Annotated in this window: 16 protein-coding genes; 13 read left to right on the plus strand and 3 right to left on the minus strand. The window is 54.4% G+C overall.

All coding sequences use genetic code 11. The features are described 5' to 3' along the window. Positions 1–656: 656 nt before the first annotated feature. The 12 genes from purE (at position 657) to purD (ending at position 14134) form a co-directional block, all read left to right on the plus strand. Positions 657–1142: a 5-(carboxyamino)imidazole ribonucleotide mutase gene (gene purE, locus GQS10_RS15920; protein ID WP_166243954.1), complete on the plus strand. Its 486-nt coding sequence runs from the start codon at positions 657–659 to the stop codon at positions 1140–1142. Positions 1143–1322: 180 nt separating this feature from the next. Next, positions 1323–2504, plus strand: coding sequence for a 5-(carboxyamino)imidazole ribonucleotide synthase (purK, locus tag GQS10_RS15925; protein WP_166244109.1), 1182 nt, complete (start codon positions 1323–1325; stop codon positions 2502–2504). A gap of 6 nt (positions 2505–2510) precedes the next feature. Then, positions 2511–3824 (plus strand): adenylosuccinate lyase, encoded by a 1314-nt coding sequence (purB, locus tag GQS10_RS15930; protein ID WP_166243956.1) that lies wholly within the window; start codon positions 2511–2513, stop codon positions 3822–3824. Then, positions 3821–4711 carry a phosphoribosylaminoimidazolesuccinocarboxamide synthase gene (locus GQS10_RS15935; RefSeq protein ID WP_166243958.1) on the plus strand — a complete coding sequence of 297 codons (891 nt, stop codon included), beginning with the start codon at positions 3821–3823 and terminating at the stop codon, positions 4709–4711. The genes purB and GQS10_RS15935 overlap by 4 nt, the downstream gene beginning before the upstream one ends. Before the next feature lie 69 nt (positions 4712–4780). Beyond that, positions 4781–5029: a phosphoribosylformylglycinamidine synthase subunit PurS gene (gene purS, locus GQS10_RS15940; protein ID WP_166243960.1), complete on the plus strand. Its 249-nt coding sequence runs from the start codon at positions 4781–4783 to the stop codon at positions 5027–5029. Further along, the gene (gene purQ, locus GQS10_RS15945) at positions 5029–5712 is read left to right on the plus strand and encodes a phosphoribosylformylglycinamidine synthase subunit PurQ (RefSeq protein ID WP_166243962.1); all 684 of its coding nucleotides are present in this window, start codon (positions 5029–5031) and stop codon (positions 5710–5712) included. Before purS ends, purQ begins: the two co-directional genes overlap by 1 nt. Then, positions 5696–7963: a phosphoribosylformylglycinamidine synthase subunit PurL gene (gene purL / locus GQS10_RS15950; RefSeq protein ID WP_166243964.1), complete on the plus strand. Its 2268-nt coding sequence runs from the start codon at positions 5696–5698 to the stop codon at positions 7961–7963. The genes purQ and purL overlap by 17 nt, the downstream gene beginning before the upstream one ends. Further along, complete coding sequence (purF, locus tag GQS10_RS15955; RefSeq protein WP_166243966.1) at positions 7945–9444, plus strand: amidophosphoribosyltransferase; 1500 nt, start codon at positions 7945–7947, stop codon at positions 9442–9444. The genes purL and purF overlap by 19 nt, the downstream gene beginning before the upstream one ends. Positions 9445–9560: 116 nt before the next feature. Then, positions 9561–10625 carry a phosphoribosylformylglycinamidine cyclo-ligase gene (gene purM / locus GQS10_RS15960; RefSeq protein WP_166243968.1) on the plus strand — a complete coding sequence of 355 codons (1065 nt, stop codon included), beginning with the start codon at positions 9561–9563 and terminating at the stop codon, positions 10623–10625. Then, positions 10622–11278 carry a phosphoribosylglycinamide formyltransferase gene (gene purN, locus GQS10_RS15965; RefSeq protein WP_166243970.1) on the plus strand — a complete coding sequence of 219 codons (657 nt, stop codon included), beginning with the start codon at positions 10622–10624 and terminating at the stop codon, positions 11276–11278. The genes purM and purN overlap by 4 nt, the downstream gene beginning before the upstream one ends. Before the next feature lie 22 nt (positions 11279–11300). After that, positions 11301–12848 carry a bifunctional phosphoribosylaminoimidazolecarboxamide formyltransferase/IMP cyclohydrolase gene (purH, locus tag GQS10_RS15970; protein WP_166243972.1) on the plus strand — a complete coding sequence of 516 codons (1548 nt, stop codon included), beginning with the start codon at positions 11301–11303 and terminating at the stop codon, positions 12846–12848. Positions 12849–12874: 26 nt separating this feature from the next. Continuing rightward, positions 12875–14134, plus strand: coding sequence for a phosphoribosylamine--glycine ligase (purD, locus tag GQS10_RS15975; protein ID WP_166243974.1), 1260 nt, complete (start codon positions 12875–12877; stop codon positions 14132–14134). A gap of 56 nt (positions 14135–14190) precedes the next feature. On the opposite strand, the gene GQS10_RS15980 is transcribed toward purD, so the two are convergent. Together GQS10_RS15980 and GQS10_RS15985 are read right to left on the minus strand one after the other, a co-directional pair. Beyond that, the gene (locus GQS10_RS15980) at positions 14191–14340 is read right to left on the minus strand and encodes a hypothetical protein (RefSeq protein WP_207952306.1); all 150 of its coding nucleotides are present in this window, start codon (positions 14338–14340) and stop codon (positions 14191–14193) included. A gap of 202 nt (positions 14341–14542) precedes the next feature. Beyond that, positions 14543–17089: a winged helix-turn-helix domain-containing protein gene (locus GQS10_RS15985; protein ID WP_341805084.1), complete on the minus strand. Its 2547-nt coding sequence runs from the start codon at positions 17087–17089 to the stop codon at positions 14543–14545. A gap of 209 nt (positions 17090–17298) precedes the next feature. Between GQS10_RS15985 and GQS10_RS15990 the strand changes: the two genes are divergently transcribed. Next, positions 17299–23487 carry an OmpL47-type beta-barrel domain-containing protein gene (locus GQS10_RS15990; RefSeq protein ID WP_166243980.1) on the plus strand — a complete coding sequence of 2063 codons (6189 nt, stop codon included), beginning with the start codon at positions 17299–17301 and terminating at the stop codon, positions 23485–23487. A 123-nt stretch (positions 23488–23610) separates the two neighbouring features. Here the strand turns inward: GQS10_RS15990 and GQS10_RS15995 are convergent, their stop codons facing one another. Then, positions 23611–26988, minus strand: coding sequence for a DEAD/DEAH box helicase (locus tag GQS10_RS15995; RefSeq protein ID WP_166243982.1), 3378 nt, complete (start codon positions 26986–26988; stop codon positions 23611–23613). Positions 26989–26994: the final 6 nt, after the last annotated feature.

The following is a 26994-nucleotide window of genomic DNA, read 5'->3' on the forward strand; positions in this document are numbered from 1 at the left end:
CAGGGTCCTGGGAGAGTAGGACGCCGCCAAGCAAATAAAACACGTCGATCTATAATAGATCGGCGTGTTTTTTTATGCCTTGAAACGTTTTTTTGTTGTAGTTACTGAAATTTCGTCATGATTGACTACGCGCTTTATCACTCTTACTTAACGTAGATTAGAGAAGATTTTCGTCTATAGTTCGAAAGAACTTGTGTTTGTCAAGTTGATTTGAGTCTAAATACGAACGTTCTAAATTGACGTTATACAATTGTTCGTGTTTTTGGTTGACATGATGAAATCAGCTTGGTAAACTGAAGAGGCAGTGAAGGAATCGGTGAAATATCGGCTAAATAACCGTTGAGAAGGGTATACCAACAAATGTGTTATTACGAATATTGCCAATTTGAATATACAATCACGGCCACTACTTGTGGCTTTTAAAAAAGCCGAAGAGCATTAGCCTGTCAGGGTGTTTTTTATCGTTCAACCTGCACCTGGGCTTTTTTGTTTGAGCATTATATTTTTACAAAATGCTATTTATAAGTTCTTGAAAGTCTCATCCATTCAGGATCAATCCATTTGTCAAGGAAGATGGTTTGCTTTAAAAAGTGGCTTAGGTTTATAAAAAGCTTTCTTAGGGCGGAAATGCTCAAACTTAGAAGGGAGTTACGGCAATGTCGATTTTGGTTGGCGTTATTATGGGGAGTAAATCGGATTGGGATACGATGAAGCTTGCATGCGGCGTACTTGACGAACTGGAAATTCCTTATGAGAAAAAGGTGGTATCGGCGCATCGTACTCCTGATTTAATGTTTGAATATGCGGAAAAGGCTGCCGAGCGCGGAATTAAGGTGATCATCGCTGGGGCTGGAGGAGCGGCTCATCTTCCGGGTATGGTTGCGGCGAAAACAGTACTCCCGGTTATTGGGGTTCCCGTGAAGTCTTCGACTTTGAATGGCCTCGATTCACTGCTCTCCATTGTACAGATGCCAGCGGGGATTCCGGTAGCAACCGTTGCAATCGGCAACGCTGGAGCATCGAATGCGGGACTGCTGGCCGCACAGATGGTCGGTGCTTATGACCCTAAGGTACAGAAGCGTGTGGCCGAACGACGCGAGCGGATTCGTAAAGAAGTGATCGAGAACGGTGAACTGACGTAAATAAGGCTTTTTGAAAGCTCATCAGTAGTACAGTCAAGATTAGAAAGCGGCAGCAGCCGTATTTTACGATAGAACGTTCTTTTCGGACGGAGACAAACATACGAAAAGGCGGTGGATGGCAAAGTGGCAGCGACAGAAGCTGATATATCAAAGAAGGATAAGGGGACGGAGCAAACGGTCATGAAGTCACAACAAACGCAAAATACCGATAACCGTGTCATTGCTCCTGGAGCCACGATCGGTGTGCTCGGAGGAGGCCAGCTAGGACGTATGATGGCGTTAGCCGGCCGTGCGATGGGCTACCGCTTTGTGACGCTGGATCCGACACCCGATGCGCCCTGCTCTCATATTGCTGACCGCCAAATCGTGGCGGAATACAGCGATGCGCAGGCGGCGAGGCAGCTGGCGGAGCTGTCCGACGTCATTACGTACGAGTTCGAGAATGTGAGCTCGGAGGTGGCGGCGATGCTGATGGAGCAGTCCTATGTACCGCAAGGCAGCGAGCTGCTGCACACGACCCAGCATCGGCTGAGAGAGAAGCGAGCGATTGAGGCGGCTGGAGTGCCGGTTGCGCCCTATGCCGAGATCAAGACCCTCAGCGACTTGGAGCACGCGATTCAGCGCTTTGGTACTCCTTGCGTATTGAAAACGGCTATGGGCGGTTACGATGGCAAGGGCCAGTTCGTCATTCGCCAGCCGGAACAAGCAGGACAAGCGTTTGAAACACTTGGTTCGGGCAAGGTTGAGCTCGTGCTTGAGCAATTCATTCATTTTCATAAAGAGATATCGGTTATAGCCGCAAGAGGTACCGATGGGTCAATCCGGACGTTCCCGCCTGCGGAGAACATACATGTAAACAATATTTTGCATCTCTCCATTGTCCCGGCAAGGATTCCGCAGGAGGTGGCGGCGGAAGCGCAAAAGCTGGCTGAAGCGATCGCTTCGTCAATGAATGCGGTGGGATTGCTGGCGGTGGAAATGTTTTTGACGCCGGAAAACAAGCTTTATGTGAACGAGCTGGCGCCGAGGCCGCATAACTCGGGCCACTACACGCAGGACGCGTGTACAGTATCGCAGTTCGAGCAGCATATCCGCGCGGTATGCGGGCTGCCGCTGCCGAAGCCGACGCTGCTTACGCCCGTTGTGATGGTAAACGTGCTGGGCGAGCATATGCAGCCGCTGCTGAATTGGTTTACGAATGGCGGCGAGCGCGAGCTGCCGGAAGGCCTGCGGGTAAACCTGCATTTGTACGGCAAAGAGGAAGCGAAGACGGGCCGCAAGATGGGCCATCTCAATATTACCTGCGACGACGTAGAAACGGCGCTGCAATGGGTACAACAATTAGGCGTATGGGAGGCGTGACGACGTATGATCGAGCGTTACAGCCGGCCGGAAATGGCCGCGATTTGGACAGAGGACAATAAATTTAAAGCATGGCTGGAAGTAGAAATTTGCTCCTGTGAAGCATGGGCGGAGCTTGGAGTTATTCCGAAGGAAGACGTACAAAAGCTGCGCGCGAATGCCGGGTTTAACATTGACCGTATTTATGAAATTGAGCAGGAAACCCGCCATGACGTAATTGCGTTTACGCGCGCGGTATCCGAAACGCTTGGGGAAGAACGCAAATGGGTGCACTACGGTTTGACTTCTACCGACGTCGTGGACACTGCACTGGGCTATCTGCTGCTGCAGGCAAACAGCATTTTGAAGAAGGATTTGCAGCGCTTTATTGATATTTTGCGCAGGCAAGCGATTCAATATAAAAATACGGCGATGATGGGCCGCACACATGGCGTCCATGCCGAGCCGACCACCTTCGGCTTGAAGCTGGCGCTTTGGTATGAAGAGATGAAGCGCAACCTCGAGCGCTTCGAGCATGCTGCGAACGGCGTCCAATTCGGCAAAATCAGCGGTGCGGTAGGCACCTACGCCAATATCGAGCCGTTCGTGGAGCAGTTCGTGTGCGACAAGCTGGGCATCGGCGCAGCGCCGATTTCGACGCAGACGCTGCAGCGCGACCGTCATGCGGAATATATGGCGACGCTGGCGCTGATCGCGACGTCGCTGGATAAATTTGCGACCGAGATTCGCGCGCTCCAGAAGAGCGAAATGCGCGAGGTGGAGGAGCCGTTCGCGAAGGGGCAGAAAGGCTCGTCCGCGATGCCTCACAAGCGCAACCCGATCGGCTGCGAAAACATCAGCGGCTTGGCGCGCGTCATTCGCGGCCACATGGTTTCGGCTTACGAAAATGTGCCGCTCTGGCATGAACGCGATATCTCCCACTCCTCTGTGGAACGGATCATTTTACCGGATGCAACGATCCTTCTGAACTACATGCTGAACCGTCTGGGCAACATTATCGGCAATTTGACGGTGTTCCCGGAAAACATGAAGCGCAACATGGAGCGCACGTTCGGTGTGCCGTTCTCGGGCCGAGTCATGACTAAGCTGATTGACAAAGGCTTCTCGCGTGAGCAGGCGTACGACACAGTGCAGCCGCGTGCAATGCAGGCATGGGAAACACAGAAGCATTTTAAAGAAATCGTGCTTGAGACTTCGGAAATTACGAGCGTCCTGAGCCGTGAGGAAATTGAGGATTGCTTTAATCCGAGCTGGCATCTCAAGCATGTCGATACGATTTTCCAAAAGCTTGGCCTGAATGAGGAAGGAGCCGCGCAATGACCGCACTGTACACGGCGTCCCATTTGGTAAAGGCGCCGCTTTTGTATAAAGGCAAGGTTCGGGAGCTGTACGATCTGGGAGAGCATTTTTTGATCGTCGTGACGGACCGCATTTCGGCTTTCGACTATGTGCTGAAGCCGCCTGTTCCGGATAAAGGGAATGTGCTCAACTTGCTCAGCCGCTACTGGTTTGAGATGACGAAGGACGTTCAGCCGAACCACGTTGTGCATACGGAGGTTGATCAGCTGGGCGATCTTGTAACGGAACCGGAGCTGCTGCGCCATCGCATCATGGTGACCCGTAAGGCCGAACGTATCGACATTGAATGTGTTGTCCGCGGATATATCACGGGCGGCGGTTGGAGACAATACCAACAGACAGGCGAGGTCAATGGTATTCCGCTTCCGGCGGGACTTCGCAAAAACGAACGGCTGCCAGAACCGATTTTCACACCTGCGGCGAAGAACGATGTGGGGCACGACGAGGACATTTCTTTTGAAAAAATGAAAGAGCTGGTCGGGGAAAAGGTTGCGGAAGAGCTAAAGGCGCGGTCGCTTCGTTTATACGAGCTGGGGCGCGCGTACTGCGAGGAACGCGGTATTTTGCTGGCGGATTGCAAGTTTGAATTCGGATTTTTAAACGGTGAAATTATTTTAATTGATGAAATGTTAACGCCGGATTCGTCGCGCTTTTGGGCGAAGGAGAATTACGGATTGGACATCGAGATCGACAGCATGGACAAGGAGCCGGTGCGGACATACTTGTCCGGAACGGATTGGGATAAAAATAGCGAGCCGGAGGCGCTGCCTGCCGAAGTGGTGGAAGCGACCTCGAGACGTTACATTGACATTTTGCGCAGGTTAACAAATGAGGGCGTTAAAGGGTAATTAGGTTAACTAGCGGTACGGTAATCCGAAAAACGATACGGGAGAGGTCCCGGAGGAGGATTTTTTAACATGTGGAAGGCAACGGTTTACGTGACAATTAAGCAAAACGTATTGGACCCGCAAGGAAGCGCGGTTCGCGGCTCGCTTCATGCGATGGGCTTCGACGAAGTGGAGAGCGTGCGCATCGGCAAGTACATGGAGCTTAAGCTTGACGCAGGAAGCCGGGAAGCAGCGGAAGAGCGCGTGAAAACGATGTGCGAAAAGCTGCTGGCAAACACGGTTGTTGAAGATTACCGTTACGAGCTGGAGGAAGTCTAATGAATACGGCGGTTATCGTATTCCCCGGCTCGAACTGCGATATCGACTGCGCGAAAGCGATCGAAACGACAGTCGGCGGAAATGTTGAGTATGTATGGCACACTTCGACGGACTTATCCAAATATGATCTGATTATGCTTCCGGGCGGCTTCTCTTACGGGGATTACCTTCGCACCGGCGCCATTGCGCAGTTTGCTCCTGTGATGCAGGAGATTGTGAAGGCGGCCGATGCGGGCAAGTTCGTGCTCGGTATCTGCAACGGGTTCCAGATTTTGCTGGAGTCGGGACTGCTGCCAGGCGCAATGCTTCGTAACGTGTCGTTGAAGTTCCGCTGTCATCCTTCGCTTCTTAAGGTTGTAAATCATCAAACGCCTTACACAACGGGTTATTCCGAAGGCGAGCTTATCAATATTCCGATCGCTCACGGCGAAGGAAATTACTACTGTGATGCAGAGACGCTTGCGAAGCTGCAGGCGAACAATCAAATTGTGTTTACGTATGAAACGAATCCGAACGGATCGGTATCGGATATCGCGGGAATTGTGAATGAACGCGGTAATGTGCTTGGCATGATGCCGCATCCGGAGCGCGCGGTAAGCGAGCTGCTCGGTTCCGTAGACGGCGTGCGGATGTTTACGTCGATTTTGAGCGCATGGAGGGAAAAACATGGCGCAGCAGTCTAATAACGTTGCAGCGGCTCCGAAAGAACCGACAGCGGAGCAAATTAAAGAGCAAAAAATTTACCGCCAATTCGGCGTTACGGATGAAGAGTACGAAAAGGTTTGCGAGTTTTTGGGCAACCGTCTTCCAAACTATACAGAAATCGGCGTATTCAGCGTCATGTGGTCCGAGCACTGCTCGTACAAAAATTCCAAGCCGGTGCTGCGCAAGTTCCCGACAAGCGGTCCTCGCGTATTGATGGGTCCGGGCGAAGGCGCGGGCATCGTCGATATCGGCGACGGACAAGCGGTTGTATTTAAAATCGAGAGCCATAACCACCCTTCGGCGATCGAGCCGTTCCAAGGCGCGGCGACAGGCGTAGGCGGCATTATCCGCGATATTTTCTCGATGGGCGCGCGTCCGGTGGCTGTGCTGAACTCGCTGCGTTTCGGTTCTCTTACCAATGAGCGGGTACGTTATTTGTTTGAGCATGTGGTATCAGGGATCGCAGGCTACGGCAACTGTATCGGCATCCCGACGGTCGGCGGCGAAGTAATGTTCGACCAAAGCTATGAGGGCAACCCGCTGGTTAACGCAATGTGCGTCGGCTTGATCGACCACAAGGACATTCAGCGCGGTGTGGCGAGCGGGATCGGCAATCCGGTGCTGTATGTCGGACCACCGACAGGCCGCGACGGAATTCACGGCGCGACGTTCGCGTCCGAGGAGCTGACGGAAGAATCCGAGGCGAAGCGTCCGGCGGTTCAGGTTGGCGACCCGTTCATGGAGAAGCTTGTGATGGAAGCTTGTCTTGAGCTGATTAAGAGCGGCATCGTGGTCGGTATTCAGGATATGGGCGCAGCAGGCCTTACTTGTTCGTCCGCAGAGATGGCGAGCAAAGGCGGCACAGGCATTGAGCTGAACCTTGATCATGTTCCGCAGCGTGAAGTCGGCATGACGCCTTATGAAATGATGCTTTCGGAATCGCAGGAGCGGATGCTGTTTGTCGTGAAGCCGGAGCATGAGGAGCAGGCGCGTGAAATTTTCACCCGCTGGGGTCTCATCTGCGCGAATGTCGGCCGGGTTACGGATGACGGCAGACTTCGCTTGATCCATAACGGCGAGCTGGCGGCGGACATGCCGATCGATGCGCTTACGGAAGCGTGCCCGATCTATAACAAGCCGAATGCGGAGCCGCAGTACTACCGCGAAAATGCCTCGGTGGACACAACGCGTTATGCTGAAGTGACCGATCTGAACGGCGCGCTGGATAAGGTACTGGCTAGCCCGACGGTAGCAAGCAAAGAGTGGGTTTACAACCAATACGACTATATGGTTCGTACGAATACGTATGTGCCTCCGGGCTCAGACGCGGCGGTAGTCGGCGTGGAAGGAACGCGTAAGGCGCTGGCCATGACGACGGATTGCAACGGACGTTTTGTATATCTTGACCCGGAAATGGGCGGACGAATCGCAGTGGCGGAAGCAGCACGTAATATTGTGTGCTCCGGCGGTGAGCCGCTGGCGATTACGGACAACCTGAACTTCGGTTCGCCGGAGAAGCCGGAAATTTTCTGGCAGCTGGAAAAATCGGTGGACGGTATGGCGGAAGCGTGCCGTGAGCTGAATACGCCGGTCATCGGCGGTAACGTCAGCTTGTACAACGAGCGCGCGCGCGGCGCCATTTACCCGACGCCGGTTGTCGGGATGGTTGGTCTGGTGCATGACCTAGACCACATTACGACGCAGGGCTTTAAGCAGGAAGGCGACGTGATCGTTGTGCTTGGCGATACGAAAGCGGAGCTTGGCGGCAGCGAATTCCAATATGTCGTTCACGGCGTAACGGAAGGACGTCCGCCGGTGGTTGACCTTGCGGTAGAGAAGAAGCTGCTCGCAGCCGTATTGAAGGCGATCCAAAGCGGCCTTGTAAAATCGGCGCATGACGTTGCTGAAGGCGGCCTTGCGGTTGCTCTGGCGGAAAGCTGTATTTCCGGCCGTGTCGGCGCATCGGTGGATTTGAATGCTAGCGGACTTCGCAACGATATTTTCTTGTTCAGCGAAAGCCAGTCCCGCATCGTGTTGAGCGCATCGCCGGAGAAGGTCGATCAGCTGCTTGCGCTGCTGGCGGAGCACGGCATACCTGCCGTCAAAGCCGGTACGGTAAGAGGCAGCGAGCTAAACATTGCAGTAAACGGTAAATCTGTCATCCAGTCCTCTGTGGAACACCTCACGAAAACTTGGAAGGATGCGATCCCATGTCTGATGAAGGCGTAAAGCTGTGGACGGGGCCATTTTACAACGCAGGACATAACCCCAGCGACGAGCTGTGGTTCGATAAATTAAAGGAAGAATGCGGGGTTTTCGGGGTGTATGGGCATCCCGAAGCCTCTTCCTTATCTTATTACGGGCTTCATGCGCTGCAGCACCGCGGCCAGGAAAGCGCCGGAATGTGCACCGTTGCCGACGATGGAGAGTTCAACTACCACCGCGGCATGGGGCTTGTGAAGGAAGTGTTTGCCGGCGATCAGCTGGCGCAGCTGAAGGGCTCGGTGTCGATCGGCCACGTGCGCTATTCGACTTCCGGGGAAAGCAAGTTGGCTAATGCGCAGCCGCTCGTGTTTAAGTACCGGGAAGGCGATCTCGCCATTGCGACAAACGGAAATATCGTGAACGCAGGCCAAATCCGCAAGGAGCTGGAGAGGCAGGGCTCGATTTTCCAAACGTCAAGTGATACCGAGGTTGTGGCGCATTTGATCGCCCGCTCGCCTTACGACGATATTACGGAATCGGTGAAGCATGCGCTGAAGCAGGTAACGGGAGCGTTCGCCTTCTTGATTATCACGAACGACAAAATGGTGGCGGCGCTTGATCCGCACGGTTTGCGTCCGTTTGTGATGGGGCGTCTCGGCGATGCGTATTTGTTCGCCTCGGAAACATGCGCGTTCGACGCCGTTGGCGGCGAGTATGTGCGCGACGTGCTGCCGGGCGAGGTGCTCACCTTCGAGGGCGGCAAGCTCGTCCGCGAAGAGAAGTACATTGAAGGACAGCGCCGCGCGGTATGCGCGATGGAATACATTTATTTTGCGCGTCCGGACAGCGACATGGACCAAATCAATATCCACACGGCACGGAAACGGATGGGCAAGCGTCTGGCGCAGGAAATGTTCGTGGATGCCGATGTGGTGACGGGCGTGCCGGATTCCAGTATTTCGGCTGCGATCGGCTATGCCGAGCAGACCGGCATTCCCTATGAGCTTGGCCTGATCAAGAACCGTTATACGGGCCGTACCTTTATTCAGCCGAGCCAGGAACTCCGCGAGCAGGGCGTAAAGATGAAGCTGAGCGCGGTGCGGAAAGTGGTGGAAGGCAAGCGCGTCGTCATGATCGACGACTCGATCGTACGCGGCACAACGTCGCGGCGGATTGTTAATCTGCTGCGCGAAGCGGGAGCGGTCGAGGTGCATGTGATGATTACGTCGCCGCCGTTTGCGAACCCTTGCTTCTACGGAATTGATACGCCGACGCGGGAGGAGCTGGTCGCTTCCTCGAAGTCGGTCGAGGAAATCCGGCAGATGATTAATGCGGATTCGCTGCATTTTCTATCGAAGGAAGGGCTGCTCGATTCGATCGGGCGCGATGGCGCGGGTCAGGAGAATCGCGGGCACTGCACGGCCTGCTTCGATAATGTGTACCCGACGGAGACGGAGTTTAACGGGGAAGAGGCGGCTGCCGGCTGTGGAATGGGCTGCGGCTAAGCCGACACGGTAGATTGTAACGACGAAGAAAAAAATCAGCAGGAGAGCCGGAAGCGGCTCTTTCCTGCATCTTACATAATCTTATTATTTTGAAGGTCAAAGGGGAGTGGAACGCGGTGGCTGACGCATACAAGCAAGCAGGGGTCGACATTACAGCGGGCAATGAAGCAGTGGAGCGGATGAAAAAGCACGTGAAGAAAACGTTCCGTCCGGAAGTGCTGACCGGCCTTGGCGGCTTTGGCGGCCTTTTTGGGCTGAATAAGGACAAATACGAGGAGCCTGTGCTCGTTTCCGGAACGGACGGCGTAGGAACGAAGCTGAAGCTGGCGTTTGCCGCCGATATCCATAACACGATCGGCATCGACGCGGTGGCGATGTGCGTGAACGACATCGTCGTTTCCGGCGCGGAGCCGCTCTTCTTCCTTGATTACCTCGCCTGCGGCAAAGTGGTGCCGGAGAAGATCGAAGCGATCGTCAAAGGCATTGCCGACGGCTGCGAGCAGTCCGGCTGTGCATTGATCGGCGGCGAAACAGCGGAGATGCCGGGCATGTACCAGGACGGCGAATACGACATCGCAGGCTTTACGGTTGGCATCGTCGATAAGAAGAAGATTATCGACGGCTCCTCGATCCGTCCGGGCGACGCGATCATCGGTCTTGCGTCGAGCGGCTTCCACAGCAACGGCTACTCGCTCGTACGCAAGCGCCTGCTGGAGGATTACAAGCTGGAGCTGAACCGCAGCTATCCGGAGCTGCTGCAGACGGATAAAACGCTCGGCGAGGTTCTGCTGACGCCGACGAAGCTTTACGTACGCTCGGTGCTCAAGCTGATCGAAAGCTTCGAGCTGAAGGGCCTGGCCCATATTACAGGCGGCGGCTTCCTTGAAAACATTCCGCGCGTGCTTCCGGCGAATGTTAACGCACAGATTGAATTCGGCAGCTGGCCGATTTTGCCGGTATTTGACCTGATCCGCCAAGGTGGGGACTACGGTCAGACCGATATTTCGTACCATGACCTGTTCCGCACGTTTAACATGGGTATCGGTATGGTAATTGTCGTTCCGGCGGAGCAGGCGGACGCGGTCATTGCAAAGGCGAACGAGCTTGGCGAGCAGGCATATCGTCTCGGCACGATTACGGAAGGGACGCAGGTTGTCGACATGCAAGGAGTTCAGCTATGAGCTTGAGCCAGTCCGTGTATCGCATCGCGGTTTTTGCTTCCGGGGGCGGCACAAATTTTCAGGCGATCGTCGATGCGGTAAAGGTAAAGGAGCTGGACGTCAGCATTGAGCTGCTCGTCTGCGACAAGCCGTCCGCACAGGTGATCGAGCGGGCGAAGCAGGCCGGTGTGCCGACGTTCGTGTTTAAGCCGAAGGATTACGACTCGCGGGAAGCGTATGAACGTGAGATTGTGGCGAAAATGCAGGAGCTGCAGATCGACCTCGTCGTGCTGGCCGGGTATATGCGCCTTGTTACAGACACGCTGCTGAAGCCGTTTGAAAACCGGATCATTAACATTCATCCGGCGCTGCTGCCTTCGTTTCCGGGGACCAAAGGCATTGCCGACGCGTTCGATTACGGCGTGAAGGTGACTGGGGTCACGATTCATTTTGTCGACGGCGGGATGGACAGCGGACCGATTATTGCGCAGCGGACAGTGCCGATATACGATAACGATTCGCTGGATACGCTCAGTGAACGGATTCATGAGACGGAGCGGGAAATGTATCCGAGGGTCATCGGCTGGTTCCGCGAGGGACGCGTGAAGCTGGAGGGACGCCGGGTTACGGTTGATTTTGAACAGGATAAACGACAGATCGGGTTTGTGAATTAATTATATTGGGAGGGGATTAAACGTGGCGGTCAAAAGAGCGTTGATCAGCGTGTCCGACAAAACAGGCATCGTTGATTTTGCAAAATCGCTGGCTGAGCTTGGGTTTGAAGTGATTTCCACAGGGGGAACGAAGTCGCTTTTGGAAAAGGAAGGGGTACCGGTTATCGGCATTTCCGATGTAACGGGCTTCCCGGAAATTCTCGACGGCCGGGTAAAAACGCTTCATCCAAAGGTGCACGCAGGCCTCTTGTCCGTGCGTGACGACGCGGAGCATGTCGGACAAATGAAGGATCTGGAGCTCGAATATATCGATCTCGTGGCGGTAAATCTGTATCCGTTCCAGCAAACGATTGCGAAGCCGGATGTAGAATACGATGAGGCGATTGAAAATATCGATATCGGCGGCCCTTCGATGCTGCGTTCCGCTGCGAAAAACCACAAGTTTGTTACGGTGGTAACGGATGCGGCGGACTATCCGGCGGTGCTGGAGCAGCTGAAGGCAAACGGCGACACCACGCTAGAGCTTCGTAAGCAGCTTGCAGCGAAGGTGTTCCGTCATACAGCGGCGTATGACGCGCTGATCGGCGACTATTTGACGAAGCAAACCGGCGGGGAGCAGCTGCCGGAGCGTTATACGATCACGTTTGAAAAAATCCAAGAGCTGCGCTACGGGGAAAACCCGCATCAGGCCGCGGCATTTTATAAGAAGCCTCTGGCGGCAAGCGGCAGCATCACAACAGCCGAGCAGCTGCACGGCAAGGAGCTTTCCTACAACAACATTAACGACGCGAATGCAGCGCTGCAAATCGTACGCGAGTTTGACGAGCCTTCGGTTGTCGCGGTGAAGCATATGAACCCGTGCGGCGTCGGCATTGGCGAATCGATTTTCGATGCGTACCGCAAGGCATATGAAGCCGATCCGACTTCGATTTTCGGCGGCATTGTAGCAGCCAACCGTGTGATTGACGGCGAAACAGCGAAGCTGCTTAACGAGATTTTCCTTGAAATCGTGCTTGCACCGGATTTTTCCGAGGAAGCGCTGACGATTTTGAAGCAGAAGAAAAATATCCGTCTGCTTCGTTTGGGCGACATTCCGCTCGTCGGCAAAAACCCGCAGCATGTGGTGACCTCCGTCGAAGGAGGCCTGCTGGTGCAGGAAAGCGACACACTTCAAATTACCCCTTCTGAGCTGAAAACGGTGACGGACCGCGCTCCGACCGAGGAAGAGCTGAAGCAGCTGCTTTTTGCATGGAAGGTTGTTAAGCATGTGAAATCGAATGCGATAACGCTGGCCCGCGATAACATGACGATCGGCGTAGGAGCGGGGCAAATGAACCGTGTCGGCGCTGCGCGCATTGCGATTGAGCAGGCTGGCGACAAGGCGAAGGGCGCGGTGCTTGCATCCGATGCGTTCTTCCCGATGGGCGATACGGTGGAGCTGGCGGCGAAGGCCGGCATAACGGCGATCATTCAGCCGGGCGGCTCGATCAAGGACGAGGAATCGATTAAAGCGGCGAATGAGCACGGTATTGCAATGGTGTTCACCGGCGTGCGTCATTTTAAACACTAATGGGTAAAGGGAGAGGGGATCTAACCGTGCGCGTATTGGTAATCGGTCGAGGCGGGAGAGAGCATGCGATCATTTGGTCCTTGCTGAAGTCATCCAACGTGGAGAAGGTGTACTGCGCACCCGGCAATGCAGGAATCGGGCAATTGGCGGAAAATGTTCCTCTTAACGAGCATCAGTTTCAGGAGCTGGCGGAGTTTGCGGTCGATCATGCGATCGATTTGGTCGTTGTAGGTCCGGAGGATCCGTTGTTCGCAGGCATCGTCGATTACATGGAAGCGAAGCAAATTCCGGTATTCGGTCCGCGGAAGAATGCGGCTGAAATTGAAGGCAGCAAGGTGTTTACGAAGGACCTGCTGCATAAGTATGCGATTCCGACGGCGGCGTACGAGACGTTCGAATCGTATGATGAGGCGCTCGCGTATGTGCGCAAGCAGGGCGCGCCGATTGTCATTAAGGCCGACGGCTTGGCGGCCGGCAAAGGTGTAACGGTAGCGGCGACGCTTGAAGAAGCGGAGGAAGCGCTGCGCGTCATTATGGTCGACAAGCAGTTCGGCGACGCGGGCAATCAGGTCGTGGTCGAGGAGTTCTTGACCGGCCAGGAGCTGTCGATCTTGGCATTCGTCGACGGCGAGACGGTGCGCCCGATGGCGGCGGCACAGGACCATAAGCCGGCATATGACGGCGACCGCGGTCCGAACACGGGCGGCATGGGCACGTATTCGCCGGTGCCGCAGTTCTCGCAGGAGCTGATCGACGAGGCGGTTCGCACGATTATTGAGCCGACAGCGAAGGCGATGGTGCAGGAAGGCCGTCCGTTCCGCGGCGTACTGTTCGCGGGACTGATGATGACGCCGCAGGGGCCGAAGACAATCGAGTTCAACTGCCGCTTTGGCGATCCGGAAACGCAGGTCGTACTGGCAAGGCTGGAGACGGATTTGATCGATATCATGATGGCGACGGTAAACGGGCGCTTGGCCGATATGGATATTCAGTGGAGCGATAGTGCGGCGGTTTGTGTCGTGCTGTCGGCCGGAGGGTATCCGGGTCCGTATAAGAAGGGCGATGTTATTACTGGACTGGACGAGGTTCAGGAGTCCATCGTGTTCCACGCCGGCACCGCGCTGAACGCGAACGGCGAGGTAGTGACGAACGGCGGACGCCTGCTGGGTGTTACAGCCGTTGGCGCAACGTTCCAGGAAGCGCGCGCGAAGGCGTATGCGGATGTAGACCGGATCCGATACGAGGGCAAGCACTACCGCACGGATATCGGCGCGAAGGCACTGTAAAGCGGGAAGCCTGCCTATGTGGAGGCGGACGATGCCCGTGTGGCGGAAGGGATGCGCTACTCTTCGTTTTCGGACGGAGGATTTGAACTGTTATAAAGCAGTTGGTTACGGTTGACGATCACGAAATATACGGCAAAAATCGTCCCGGTGATGAGGACAATGCCTATTCGATGTTGTAAAACGAATTGCATCAGCTCTTCCATCATGTTGAACCTCCTATCAAGGTGCTTTTGTAATGAAAATCATGATTAAAATATAGATTATCCAGTATGCGGAAAAGCTATGTAATCCGGAACAGGATTGCGACTGATAGCGGCTAAATGAACGTTAAAAAAGCCTTGAATCCGATGGGAATGAGGGACACCCGGCGGATCAAGGCTTTTTTTCATTGGCAGAGAAGCTTCATGCCTAATCAAGCAGCTTCAGGTTTTGTGCTGTGAAAACGGCTTGTGTGCGTGAGGTGACGCCGAGCTTATCGTACAGGCGGGATAAATACACTCTTATCGTTCCCTCGGATAAACCAAGCTCTCGAGCAATTTGCTTGTTGGCTGCACCCTGCTGCAAATAACGGAGGATGCTTCGTTCACTGTCGCTCAAGGGCTCAATGATTTCGGAAGGCAAGCTGGCTTCCGATTTGTTGCTGCGAGGAAACGATTCGATCAGCATACGGACATACTCCTCAGCTCTATCAAAAGGCATAACCTCACCGTTATTTTTTACTAGCGCTCTAAAATAAACAGATAAAAGCTCCTTCATCTTTGCGCCTTCGTCAACAAAGCTTCGAATATATCCGTTTGTTTCGCCGATCACAAGCGCCTCATGAAGAAAAGCGAATGCTCTCGAGCGTTGTCCGCGCTGATATTCGAACAAAGCCTGCAGGTTCGATATTTCTACTAAACTTGACCAAAGCTGCTCTCTCAGCGATTGGGGTTTAAGCAGTTCGAGCAGGCGCAGGGCCTCGGATTCTTTATGCTGTTTACCGAGCAAACGCGCAAGGGTGACATAAACATATTCTTGATTAAAGGTAGGCTTATCCGCGGGGGATACACCTAGCCTGGAAAATTGCTTTTTTGCTGCAGAGAGTCGATTTTCACGCAATAACAATCTAGTTTTGAAGGCAATCAAATAGGAAAGCCAATGGGGCTCGGAGCCATGATCTAGGGCAGATATTGCTTGATCAACCCGATCGTGTGCCAGCTCAGTACGCTCTTCCGTTAGATCCAGCAAAGCTCCGGTGATTGCCGCCGGAATCCATAATCCGTCGATAGGCTTGGTCACAACGACTCTTTCGATTTGCAGCAAAAGCTCTCGGCTTTCCTCGAGCCGATTCCACTCGTAAAACCCCTCGCATAACGACTGGATGACATATAAGTTGATCAGCGAATCCTGCCAGCCGTGGGACTGGAGCACACCGCTAAACATCCGGCCGATGGACTCGGTATCTTGAGATAGACTGCCTTTAAGACCAAGCGGAGTTCGTCTGACGAGCGGCTCGGTAATATTATAGTTAAAATTGTAGTAAATCGGATCTTCCGGCAGCATTTGATCCAGAATTCCCTCGATGAACGCAAACCATTTTTTGAAGTCACCGGTTAAAAACATGAGATTGGATCGAACAAAGAGAAGACCGCTTTGCAGCTGCTTCCTTCTGTCGATTTGTTCCACGGAGCCGAGAGCATGCTCGATGGTATCCAGTCTTCCCTCGGCCTGCTGCCACGCCCCCGTCTGAACGAGAATAAAAGCATACAGCAGGGAAAGCTCGGGGGTAAAAGTAAACTCCGAAGGAAAGCACTGGAACCAATGCAGCAGTGTTCTTAGTTCCCCCTGTTTAAGCACGGTCGGAATGCAGCGCTCCAAATACACCTGCATCAAATCAAAATCCCGCGCCTCATATGCGTGGTGAAGCGCCTCATCCATGAATCCCCGCTCGGCGAAGCATTGACTGGCCAAACGATTCGTTTGCAGCCATTGCTCAGGATCCTTTTTCTTAAACAATCCCTGCAGAAACTGCGAAAACAAGTGGTGGTATCGGAACCAGCAATCCTTATCGTCAAGCGGAATCAAAAATAAATTCATTGTTTTTACGGCATCCAGCAATTGATGGCTTTTTGACCCTTTCGTGACTGCATCACACATATAAGAATCCATCCGTTGCAGGATAGAGGTTTTTATTAAAAAATCGCAAATGTCAGCCGGAAGTTTAGTGAAAACCTCATGGAATAAAAAGTCGGTCACATTTCGCTGATCCCCGCTAAATTGTTGGATATACCGCTCATAATCGATTTCGGAACGAAGGGAGAGCGTGACGAGCTGTAATCCGGTAATCCATCCCTCCGTACGCAAACGAAGCTGTTCGATGTGTCGATCAGACAGCCTACTATCTACCGAATCGCGGCAAAACAGCTCCGTTTCATCCTGGTTGAATTGCAGCTGCAGCATACCGATGTCATTGCGTTCATTCTGGGCCCTCCATTTGATCGTCGGAAAGGGAGGCTCGTTACGGGACGAAAGAATGATGTGTGCAGTGGGCGGCAGGTAATCGATGAAATAGGAGAGACTATCGTGAATTTGTTGCTCATGAATGCTGTGATAGTCATCTATAATGATCGTTACAGTTTCGGATTGGGAAAAGAGTTCGTTTACAAGAGAATCGAGAAACGAATAGATTGATAGGCTCGGGAGCAAATGGGAAAGGCTGAGTATACGTTCGCGGGTAGTCTTGGGAACAACCTCTGCTAAGGAATGGACGAAATAACGCCAAAACCGGATGGAGTCGTTATCCATCTCATCTAAGGATAGCCAGGCGCAGCGCCGCTTCTCCGTATGCGCCCATTGGGCCAGAAGCGTTGTTTTGCCGAATCCGGCAGGAGCATAGACCAAAGTGAGCCGGCCTTTTATACCGGCTGTAATGGAGTCGATAAGACGTTCCCGCGGGATCTGGGTCTCTTTAGGCACAGGAATTGTAATTTTGGTCTTGAGTAAGACAGGGCTTGTCGATTCTATCATGGTTACCTCGCGGGAGCATGAATTTTTGCTGATGAATCTTTCTATGTATTCCATTATATAAAACTATGGAGCAATTAACATTTGTCAATTCATAGAAATGACATTTTTTTTTATGATTGGCTGGGGGGAAACCCGATTTTTATAGGGAGGTTATCAAATTGACAGCAAAATTATGCCAAAGGCTGATTATACTCACAGCAGTCATGCTGGTGTGCACGCTTGCCGGCTGGAATCGTCAGGCTCATGCAGCCGTAATGATGGAGGCACTGCCGGAATCAGCCAATATGCCTGAAACTCTGGAAAGTCCATACGCGAGTTTGTACTTTTTGGGCAACGATATATTGGTTACCGGCGGACTTAAAAACATGTATGGGTTTGCTTCCCATTCCTATGTCTTTCATCCGTCCACTCAGACATGGAGCGGCGGTGCCGCAGCTTTGCAGCTGGGGTATCACAGACAGTCCATGCTGAACGACGGAAGAGTGTTTGTAACCGGCGGGCAGTATTATGATCCGGCGCCGGCTTCGGGCATTTCGAATACTTATAACAATCGCTCACGGATCTACAATCCTGCTACGAACAGTTGGACGGATGCGGCAAATATCCCAAAAGCAGCAATGTTCGACAATAGTCAAAGCACGCTGAAGGACGGTCGAGTGATGATCGTAGGCGGTTCCACTGAGATGGGGAGATATGGGGAAATTTACAACAATGCGTATATCTACACCCCCTCGACGGATAGCTGGCAGGAAGTGGCGCCTCTGCCTAATGGAGTTTACGGTGCGGCACAGAGCACCTTAAACGATGGACGCGTTCTTGTAACCGGGGGAGAAGGTGGTCCATTTAATGAAGCATACATTTATGATCCCTCGAAAAATACATGGACGAAGACAGCTGACTTTCGTTTTTCGGAGCTCCTGGTCAGACATACGCAGGTGACACTGCCCAATGGCAAAGTACTGCTGATGTCGCCCACACACTTTTTTCTGTATGACCCCGAAACCGATACATGGAAAAAGGATTCAGCAATTCCAGTCAACTTAAAAGAGCGCCCGAGCCTGGTACCGGTTGGCGATAAAGTCTATGTGTTTGGCGGGTATGAGAATCTAAATTATAAGTGGAGCAACAAAGTATATAAGCTTACGATTGACTTTGACGATCCAACCGCTCCGGTGATCCATGGGGCGAATCAGGGATGGAGTACATCCGACGCTGCGATTACGTTTACACCGGGAACAGATGTGGGCTCGGGAGTAAAACATGTGGAGTATATGCTCTCAGGGGCAACGACAAAAGGTTGGACTACGTATCAGCCGGGTGAAACGATTTCCATTACGAATTCGGGGCAAACCAGTGTCAGTGCCCGGACCGTTGATAACTCCGGCAACATAAGTCCTTTGGCTACTGGAACGGTCTCTATCGATCGTACCCCGCCGACTGCTCCTGTCATTAGCCGCTCAGCAGAGTCCTGGGCCGCGAAGCATGTCACTTTTACTATATCTGCAAGCGATCCGGGAGCCTCTGGATTAAATTATACGGAATTCAGCTTGTCGGGAGCGACTACTCTTGGCTGGACAAGATATACGGGAACTACAACGATTAGTGCGGAGGGTCAGACGACGATCCGGGCACGGGCAGTCGATAAAGCGGGCAATGTGAGCAGTGAAAGTACAGCAGTCATTTCGATTGATAAAACTTTGCCTACGGTCCCCTCTTTAACCTCTTCTACAACGAGCTGGAGTAAAGAGAATGTATCCGTTACCGTAGCACCAGGTACGGACAGCGGAGGCTCCGGAGTGAATCGGACAGAATACCGATTGATTGGGGCGTCAACCTTAAACTGGACGACTTACAGTGGACCGATCACGGTAAGCGCAGAGGGATATACCACAGTCTACGCTCGAACGATAGACAACGCGGGCAACATAAGTACGGCCAGCTCTATTGCGGTGATGATCGATAAAACACAGCCTGCCGTTCCTAGCGTAATCCCGGAGGTAACGACTTGGACTTCCGCTCCCAACGTCAACGTGACGCTGGACACAGGCCCTGATTCGGGCTCCGGCATGAATCGGTTAGAATACAGTTTGAGCGGAGCGACAACCAAGGGCTGGACCGTTTACTCGGTTCCATTCCCGGTATCCGCCGAGGGTCAGACAACGGTGAATGCCCGGGTCATCGACAATGCGGGTAATGTCAGTGCAGTATCATCCGGCACGGTGAAAATAGATCGGACGGCTCCTGCCGCACCGGGAATGAGTCCTTCCGGCGGAGAATGGACGTCGTCGAACATTACTGTGACTCTGTCCCCGGGAGGCGATGCGGCATCGGGAGCATCGCGTGTGGAATACAGCATGTCAGGAGCAACTACGGAGGACTGGAAGACTTATACCGGGCCGATTTCGATTACAGCGGAAGGGAACACAACATTGTCGGCGCGTACGGTGGATCATGCGGGGAACGTCAGCGCATCCGCCGATGCGAATTATTTAATCGACAAAACGCTGCCGTCCATGCCTACAATTGGCGCGGGAACAACGGATTGGACTTCCGCCTCCAGCGTGCCATTCACAATTACACCCGGTAATGACTCTGGCTCCGGTATAAACCGGACGGAATACAGCTTGTCCGGTGCGTCGACTGCAGGCTGGACTGCTCGTCTAACAGGAGAAGTGACCGTAGAGGGTGTAACGACGATCAGCGCAAGAACAATCGATCATGCCGGAAACAGCAGCCTCGTTCGTACAGCCGTCATATCCATCGACCGAACGGCGCCAGCGCAGCCGATGATTACACCGGAGACGACGGGAACGACGTCTGCTGCAGCTGTTTCCGTATCCATAGATGGGGGATCGGATGGCGGATCGGGCTTTAAGCAAATAGAATACAGCCTATCTGGGGCCAGCACGCTTGGATGGACGCCGTACAGCGCTCCGATTTCCATCACCTCGGAAGGGCTCACCACAGTAAATGCCAGGGCGGTTGACCTTGTGGGCAACGTCAGCTCCGTTTCCATGGCAGTGGTGCAAATCGACCGTACCGCGCCTGCGGTTCCGGTTATCGTAACGCCGGTTCAAGGCGGGACTACGGGGAATAACAAGCCGGCTATTCAAGGGACGGCGGAAGCGGGAAGCAGCGTCACGCTTCGGCTGGACGGTAATTTGCTTTCTCCGCTGGCCGCTGGCGGCGGGCAGTGGTCTTATACGCCGTCTTCCGCATTGGCGGATGGCGTGCATACGGTCACGGCTTTTGCCAAGGATACCGCAGGCAATGAAAGTCCGGTAACTGCGAGCGTATCCTTTACGGTGGATACGACGGCGCCGGCCGCCCCGGCGATCCACTCACCGGCGAACGGCGCTGTATTGAACAAGGCAAAGCCGGTTCTTACGGGGCAGGCGGAAGCTCTTTCGGTCGTGAAGCTTTATATTGATGCTTCGTTAATGGGTACGGCCGCTGCCGATGGCAGTGGAGCTTGGAGCTTCGTATTGACCACTCCGTTGGCGGATGGGGCGCATACGTTGAAAGCAGAAGCGGAGGATGCGGCAGGAAATGTGGGTCCGTTGTCATCCGAGGTTACGTGGAAGCAGGATACCGTGGCGCCGGGAGCCCCTCTCGTGCTGACACCGCAGAGCGGGAGCTTCACATACGAAACCCGTCCGGTCATATCGGGTACCGCTGAAGCGGGGGCTGCCGTTTCCATCCGTCTGGATGGCAACGATCTGGCGGTGGTCACTGCTGACGGAAGCGGGAATTGGTTGTATACACCGGCTGCCGCGCTGGCCGATGGAGTTTATAACATTGAAGCGGACGCAAAGGATGCGGCGGGCAATGTAAGTCCGGCGTCGGGGGCCGTTCGTTTTACGGTGGATACAGCGGCTCCGGCGGCTCCGACGATTACTAGTCCCGCGAAGGCGGCGCAGCTGAATCTAGATCAGCCGACGATTCACGGACTTGCCGAGGCGGGCGCTGCTGTCCGTATTACGCTGGATGGCGCAGAGGCTGCTGGAACGGTGATGGCTGACGACAGTGGCAGCTGGAGCTTTACGCCGAGCAGCGCACTGACGGATGGCCTACATACCGTCAAGGCGGCGGCTGTAGATGCGGCGGGCAATGTGGGACCGGCTTCGGAGGGTGTGGCGTTTACGGTTGATACGACAGCGCCTGCAGCTCCGGTAGTGGTTTCCCCGGCGAAGGATACCGCAACGGCGATGGCCGAGCTTTCCATCTCGGGAACCTCGGAAGCAAGTGTAACGGTGAGCGTATACCTGGACGGTACTCTTGCGAATAAGGTGCAGGCGAACGGAAGCGGCGCGTGGAGCTTCACGCCTACCGGTGTGCTGAATGTCGGCCCGCATACCGTTCAAGTGCAGGCTGTGGATGCGGCGGGCAATGCGAGCGAGCTTACAGATGAGCATTCGTTCCGCATCGTGTCCGATAATGCCGGACTTGGCATGCTTAAGCTGAGCGGCATCGAGCTGAACGAAACGGTAACAAGCTCGACATACTCCTACACGGCGAAGGTCCCGTATTCGTTGTCGAGCACTGTGATTACTGCAGCGGCGCTGGATCCGAATGCATCGGTACGTATTTTGCAGGACGGTCAAGGTGTGACAGGTCCAGTCGGTCTGCTTGTCGGCAAGCAAACCTTCACGGTTGAAGTGACGGCGCAGGACGGGAAAACCGTTGGGCGTTATACGGTAATGGTCGAGCGAAGTCCTTCAAGTGTTGTCAGCTTGAGTGAACTTACGGTTAGTCCGGCTGCGCTGCTTCCGGCTTTTGATGAAGGGATCACGGAATATACCGCCACGGTGGCGAACAGTGTATACAGAGCAACGATCAGCGCAAGAGCAACCAGTGCTGAGGCAAGGATCGAAATAAACGGCACTCCTTTTGCCGGACCGGAAGGAGCGCTGCCCGTCGACTTATCGGTGGGAAGCAATCCGATTACGATCCTTGTAACCGCGCAGGACGGCGTATCGACGCAGAAGTACGAGGTCGATTTGAATCGGGCGCCGAGCTCGAATGTGCTGCTGAACGGATTGGACTTGTCTGCGGGAGCGGTTGAGCCTGCGTTTGACAGCGGCATCGTTCGCTACAAAACGAAGGTTAACTACGGAACGGCCAGCACGACGGTAACGGCGTCCGTCTACGACCCGAATGCGACCTTGGCCGTAAACGGTGTTCCGCTGCTAAACGGGCAGCCGTCCCAGCCGATTGCGCTGGAAGTAGGCGTCAATCCAATATCCGTCACGGTAACGGCGCAGGATCGCGTGACCACTCAAAGCTATGTGGTCGAGGTCACCCGAAAGCCGATCCCTGATGTGACCTTAACCGGCCTTGAGCTGACCGATGGCAGACTGGCCCCTGCTTTTACCAGCGGTGTCACATCGTATACGGCATGGGTCAGCTACGAGACGGAGCAAACGACAGTAACGGCTGCGGTTTACGATCCGGCAGAGGTGCGGCTTAGCATAAACGGGAAGGCGGCGGTAAGCGATCAAGCGGTTGAGCCGATCCCCCTTCAGGTTGGCGCGAATACGATCAACCTGACAGTTACGGCTCTGGATGGAACAGCGGAGAAGACGTATACCGTTGTGGTGAACCGGATGGATGACTCCGACGACGATTCATCCGATTCCCCGATCGAGGTGCCGCTGCCTGAGGAGGCTGCTCAACCTGAACCGGTTCGCCCCGAAGCACCAAAGCCTGAACCGGCGAAGCAGCCGAAGGGAGAGCTAGGATTTAGGGGATGCGAGCAGGATTCCGGTACGCAGGACTCCGCGGCATCGTCCGGCGCTTTTGCCGATATGCAGGGGCATTGGGCGGAAGATGTAGTTGTCGAAGCCAAGGAATGCGGCATCGTCAGTGGTTACGTCGACGGCACATTCCAGCCGGATGAAGCGATAACGCGTGTTCAGTTCATCGTAATGCTGATGAATGCAGCAAAGAGCGGGGCGGACAATGGATCTCCTGCATCAGCAGCCCCAACGTTTACAGATGCGGAAAGCATCCCAGACTGGGCGATGGATAAGGTAGCCGCGGCAAAAGCATTAGGCATCGTAGGCGGATACGAGGACGGCACGCTGCGTCCGAACGATTATGTAACGCGGGCCGAGATGATTACGCTGGCCGCTAAAGCTGCGGGGCTTGAACCGGCTGCAGCGGAAACGGAGGATGAAACATTCTCCGATATCGGTGTGATTCCGCAGTGGGCCGCAGGCTATGCGGAGGCTGCGCGGCAGCAGGGCTTTGTGCAGGGGCGTGAGCAGGGCGACTTTGCACCGCTGGATCGCACAACACGTGCGGAAGCAGCAGCGCTGCTGCTTCGCATGATTCAATCTCCATAAGGTAAGAGGGAACGAGGCAGACGAATTTATACCCCTCATAGAGGGAAAGAATCCAGTCCTCCTGAATAAAAAAATGGACCATCACGAACTCACGTGATCGGTCCATTTTTTTATCCTTGAACGTTACCCGAGCATTAACAACTCTCGAACCTCCTGCTCGGACAAGGAGGATAGCGTCTCCTGCCCCGGCTGTATAACCTCTTCAATCAGATGCTTCTTGCGCTGCTGCAGCGCGTACATCTTGTCTTCGACAGTTCCTTCGGCGACGAGGCGAATAACGTGCACGACCTTTTTCTGCCCCATACGGTGGGCACGGTCGGCGGCCTGCTGCTCCACGGCAGGGTTCCACCATAAGTCGTACAAAATGACCGTATCGGCGCCGGTCAGGTTGAGCCCCGTCCCGCCCGCCTTTAGCGAGATGAGGAACAGGTCGCGCTGCCCCTCATTAAACTTGGCGCACAGCTCCACCCGCTCGGCCGCTGGGGTGCTGCCGTCAAGATAAAAGAACGGGATGCCCTGCGAGCCAAGCTCGCGTCCGATTAAGCCCAGCATCTCGGTAAACTGCGAGAACACGAGCATGCGTTTTCCCGCGCTGCGGCAGTCGTCAATGAGCTCCAGCAGCTGCTGAAACTTGCCTGAGCTCCCTCTATAACCTTCGACGAAAAGAGCGGGATGGCAGCAAATTTGGCGCAGCCGGGTTAAACCGGCGAGGATGCGGATGCGGTTTTTCTCAAAGCCCTTGTCCTCAATATGCTTTAACGTCTCCTGCTGCAGCTTGACCAAATAAGCGGCGTACAGCTTTTTTTGCTCGGGCAGCAGCTCGGAGGACTGGAGCGTTTCGATTTTTTCCGGCAGCTCCTGCAGCACGTCGGATTTCACACGGCGCAGCAGGAAGGGGCGGACCCGCCGGGCGATCGTCTCGCGAGACATTTCCTGATACGCCCTGCGGCTCGGAAACAGCTCGGGGAACACGGCGTCATAGATCGACCACAGCTCCTCGAGCGAATTTTCCAACGGCGTGCCGGTCAGCGCAAACCGATAACGGGCGGCGATCGTTTTTACCGCTTGCGCCGTTTGGGTGGTGTAGTTTTTGAACGCCTGCGCCTCGTCCAAAAACAGCGTGTGAAACTCGTGTTTCGCGTACAGCTCCATATCCTTCCGCAGCAGCGGGTACGAGGTGATCCACACGTCAGCACCAGCAGCGTCACCGGTACCGGCATCAGCCGTCGAGCGGGACATCATTCGCATACGCTCCGCCTTCGAGCCGTCGATAATGACTGCGCGAACCTCCGGTGCAAATTTGGCAAGCTCATTGCGCCAGTTATAAATAAGGGACGCGGGAGAAACGATCAGGGCCGGCTGACCCAAGCTGCGGATGTCCTCAAGCACAGAGACGAGGAAGGCAATGCTCTGCAGCGTCTTGCCAAGCCCCATATCATCGGCCAAAATGCCGCCGAAGCGGTAATGCGCTAACGTTTTCATCCACTGGTAGCCGTACGCCTGGTAATCGCGAAGCACGGGAGCGAGGCTTTCCGGAACCGGAAAGTTGAGGTGATCCGGGTTGCGCATATGCTCCAGCAGCTGGCGCAGGGAGCGTCCCAGCTTGACCGAACGGCCATGGCGGTCCGCCTCGATTCCGTGTACGCCGCGGGCAAGCGGCAGACGCAGCCCCGTACCCTTGAGATCGGCGGAACGAACGCCAACCTCGTTGAGAAAACGGATCATCTCCTGCAGCTCCTCACGCTCGAGCGGCATAAGCGCTCCGCTGGGCAGCCGGTAATACTTCCGCTTCTCCTCGAGCGCCTTTAATACTTGCCGGATATCCTTCTCGGAGATGCCCTCCATTTCAAAACGAAACTCCAGCCAATCCGTCCGTTCATCGACATCGACCTTGACGACCGGGGAAACCGGACCGCTGAACAGCCGCGCCTTCACCGCGCTGGTGGCATGGATGTCAAGCAGCTTCTCCAGCTCCGGGACGACGTATGATAAAAATTCGAATTCTTCTTCCTCGCTTACAAGGGTATATCCGGCTTCATTTTGAATAAATCCGCTCCCGGCCATAAGCTGCAAAATGCGCGCTTCCCGTTCGCCGTCACGGATCAAAATCCGGTCCGAAGCGGTTCGGCCGGAAATTCCCGCCGCTTCCTCCAGCGGATTGATCACGATGCTGCCGTAGTGGAACTCGAGCCCCGCCAGCAGCCGATCTTTGACGCGGTCGAGATACAGCTTGGCTTGCAGCTGCAGCTGCGTGATCCGCTCGGAAATCGTACCCGCGATTTGCACAGCGCCGAGCTGCATTAAGCCGGGGACGACCTTTTCGACGTAGGGCTCGATTTGCTCGGGCGGAATCAGCAGGTGCCGGCTGCGGGACGAATGAAGCAGGCGCTGGATCTCGCCAAGCCTGCGGCAGTGCTCATCGCCAAGGCGCAGCACCTTTCCTTCATGGAGCACGACGCCGTAAAGCTCCAGTATGGTGATGTTCTCAAGGCCGTCCACCTCCAAGCGGTACGAGCCGCCGGGCGCTTCATCGACGGTGAACTGAAGCGGTACTGCTTCCTCGGAAAGCTGCAGCCCATGGTACGAATGGCCGTGCTGCTCGAGCGTCACCGACGGCGCCTCCAGAAGCAGCGGCAGCAGCCGCTCCCAAAAAATCGGCGGGACCAGCAATGTCCTGCTGTTGGCGCTGCTCCTTGAAAAAGAGCCGAGCATATACGATGCATTCGCCGTTTCCTTATATAAGGCTTCGTTGCGCTGAATGTGGATGAGAAGCTGAAGCACGGCGTCCGTTTTGGCATCGAAGCTGTGCAGCTGCGGGTCGTACGTAAACTGCTTGGAAAACACCTGGGGCTCCTTGCGATCCATCCGCTCCAGAAACTCTTTTACATTTTGCACAATATAGAGACGTTTGGGGCCGAGCTTTAAAGCGATGCCGAGCATATGCTTCTGAACTCCGTAAGGGACCGTTTGCAGGATGATTTCCGTTTCCAGCACGGTTCTCGTATCGTACACCGACCGGTTCCCGGTTGGGCGCGCAGGCTTGTCCGCAAACAAACCGAGCACGCTGCTCGCCATTTGCCGCTCTTTATAGGATAATCCGCCGTGATTGGCGGGCGCGTTCTGCCTCAGAGGATCATCGGATACGACCTTTTCTGAAAAAGCATCGGCGCTTGCGTCGGCATGGGTCGTATTCCAATCCTCTTGTTCCAGCTCCCGTTCACGAATCTCGAGCAGCACGGCAGCAATATGCTTGCAGGGATCCTCGTACTGTTCATAAGCCGGACAGCTGCATTCTGCGTACAATTCTCCATTACGCTGCGGATGAACGCTTACGAAATAGCTTCGTTTCCCTTGAACCTCAGCCTCGTAAACCGCAGACTTTTCGTTGAACTCAAGGAAGGTGACTCGCTTCTGCTGAAAATAAACCTCCCCTTTTTCAAACGAAAACAAGCCGCAAAACCTTCTTATTTTTTCTTCACTCCATGGGAAGCTGTTCGCCATCGATTA

It is taken from the genome of Paenibacillus turpanensis (assembly GCF_011421635.1).
In the GTDB taxonomy this organism is placed as follows: Bacteria; Bacillota; Bacilli; order Paenibacillales; family YIM-B00363; genus Paenibacillus_AK; species Paenibacillus_AK turpanensis.

What these genes read in the sequence shown, in the direction of transcription:
- purE (WP_166243954.1), top strand. Translation starts at nt 657, where the DNA reads ATGTCGATTTTGGTTGGCGTTATTATGGGGAGTAAATCGGATTGGGAT.
- purK (WP_166244109.1), top strand. Translation starts at nt 1,323, where the DNA reads ATGAAGTCACAACAAACGCAAAATACCGATAACCGTGTCATTGCTCCT.
- purB (WP_166243956.1), top strand. Translation starts at nt 2,511, where the DNA reads ATGATCGAGCGTTACAGCCGGCCGGAAATGGCCGCGATTTGGACAGAG.
- GQS10_RS15935 (WP_166243958.1), top strand. Translation starts at nt 3,821, where the DNA reads ATGACCGCACTGTACACGGCGTCCCATTTGGTAAAGGCGCCGCTTTTG.
- purS (WP_166243960.1), top strand. Translation starts at nt 4,781, where the DNA reads ATGTGGAAGGCAACGGTTTACGTGACAATTAAGCAAAACGTATTGGAC.
- purQ (WP_166243962.1), top strand. Translation starts at nt 5,029, where the DNA reads ATGAATACGGCGGTTATCGTATTCCCCGGCTCGAACTGCGATATCGAC.
- purL (WP_166243964.1), top strand. Translation starts at nt 5,696, where the DNA reads ATGGCGCAGCAGTCTAATAACGTTGCAGCGGCTCCGAAAGAACCGACA.
- purF (WP_166243966.1), top strand. Translation starts at nt 7,945, where the DNA reads ATGTCTGATGAAGGCGTAAAGCTGTGGACGGGGCCATTTTACAACGCA.
- purN (WP_166243970.1), top strand. Translation starts at nt 10,622, where the DNA reads ATGAGCTTGAGCCAGTCCGTGTATCGCATCGCGGTTTTTGCTTCCGGG.
- GQS10_RS15980 (WP_207952306.1), bottom strand. Translation starts at nt 14,340, where the DNA reads ATGATGGAAGAGCTGATGCAATTCGTTTTACAACATCGAATAGGCATT.
- GQS10_RS15995 (WP_166243982.1), bottom strand. Translation starts at nt 26,988, where the DNA reads ATGGCGAACAGCTTCCCATGGAGTGAAGAAAAAATAAGAAGGTTTTGC.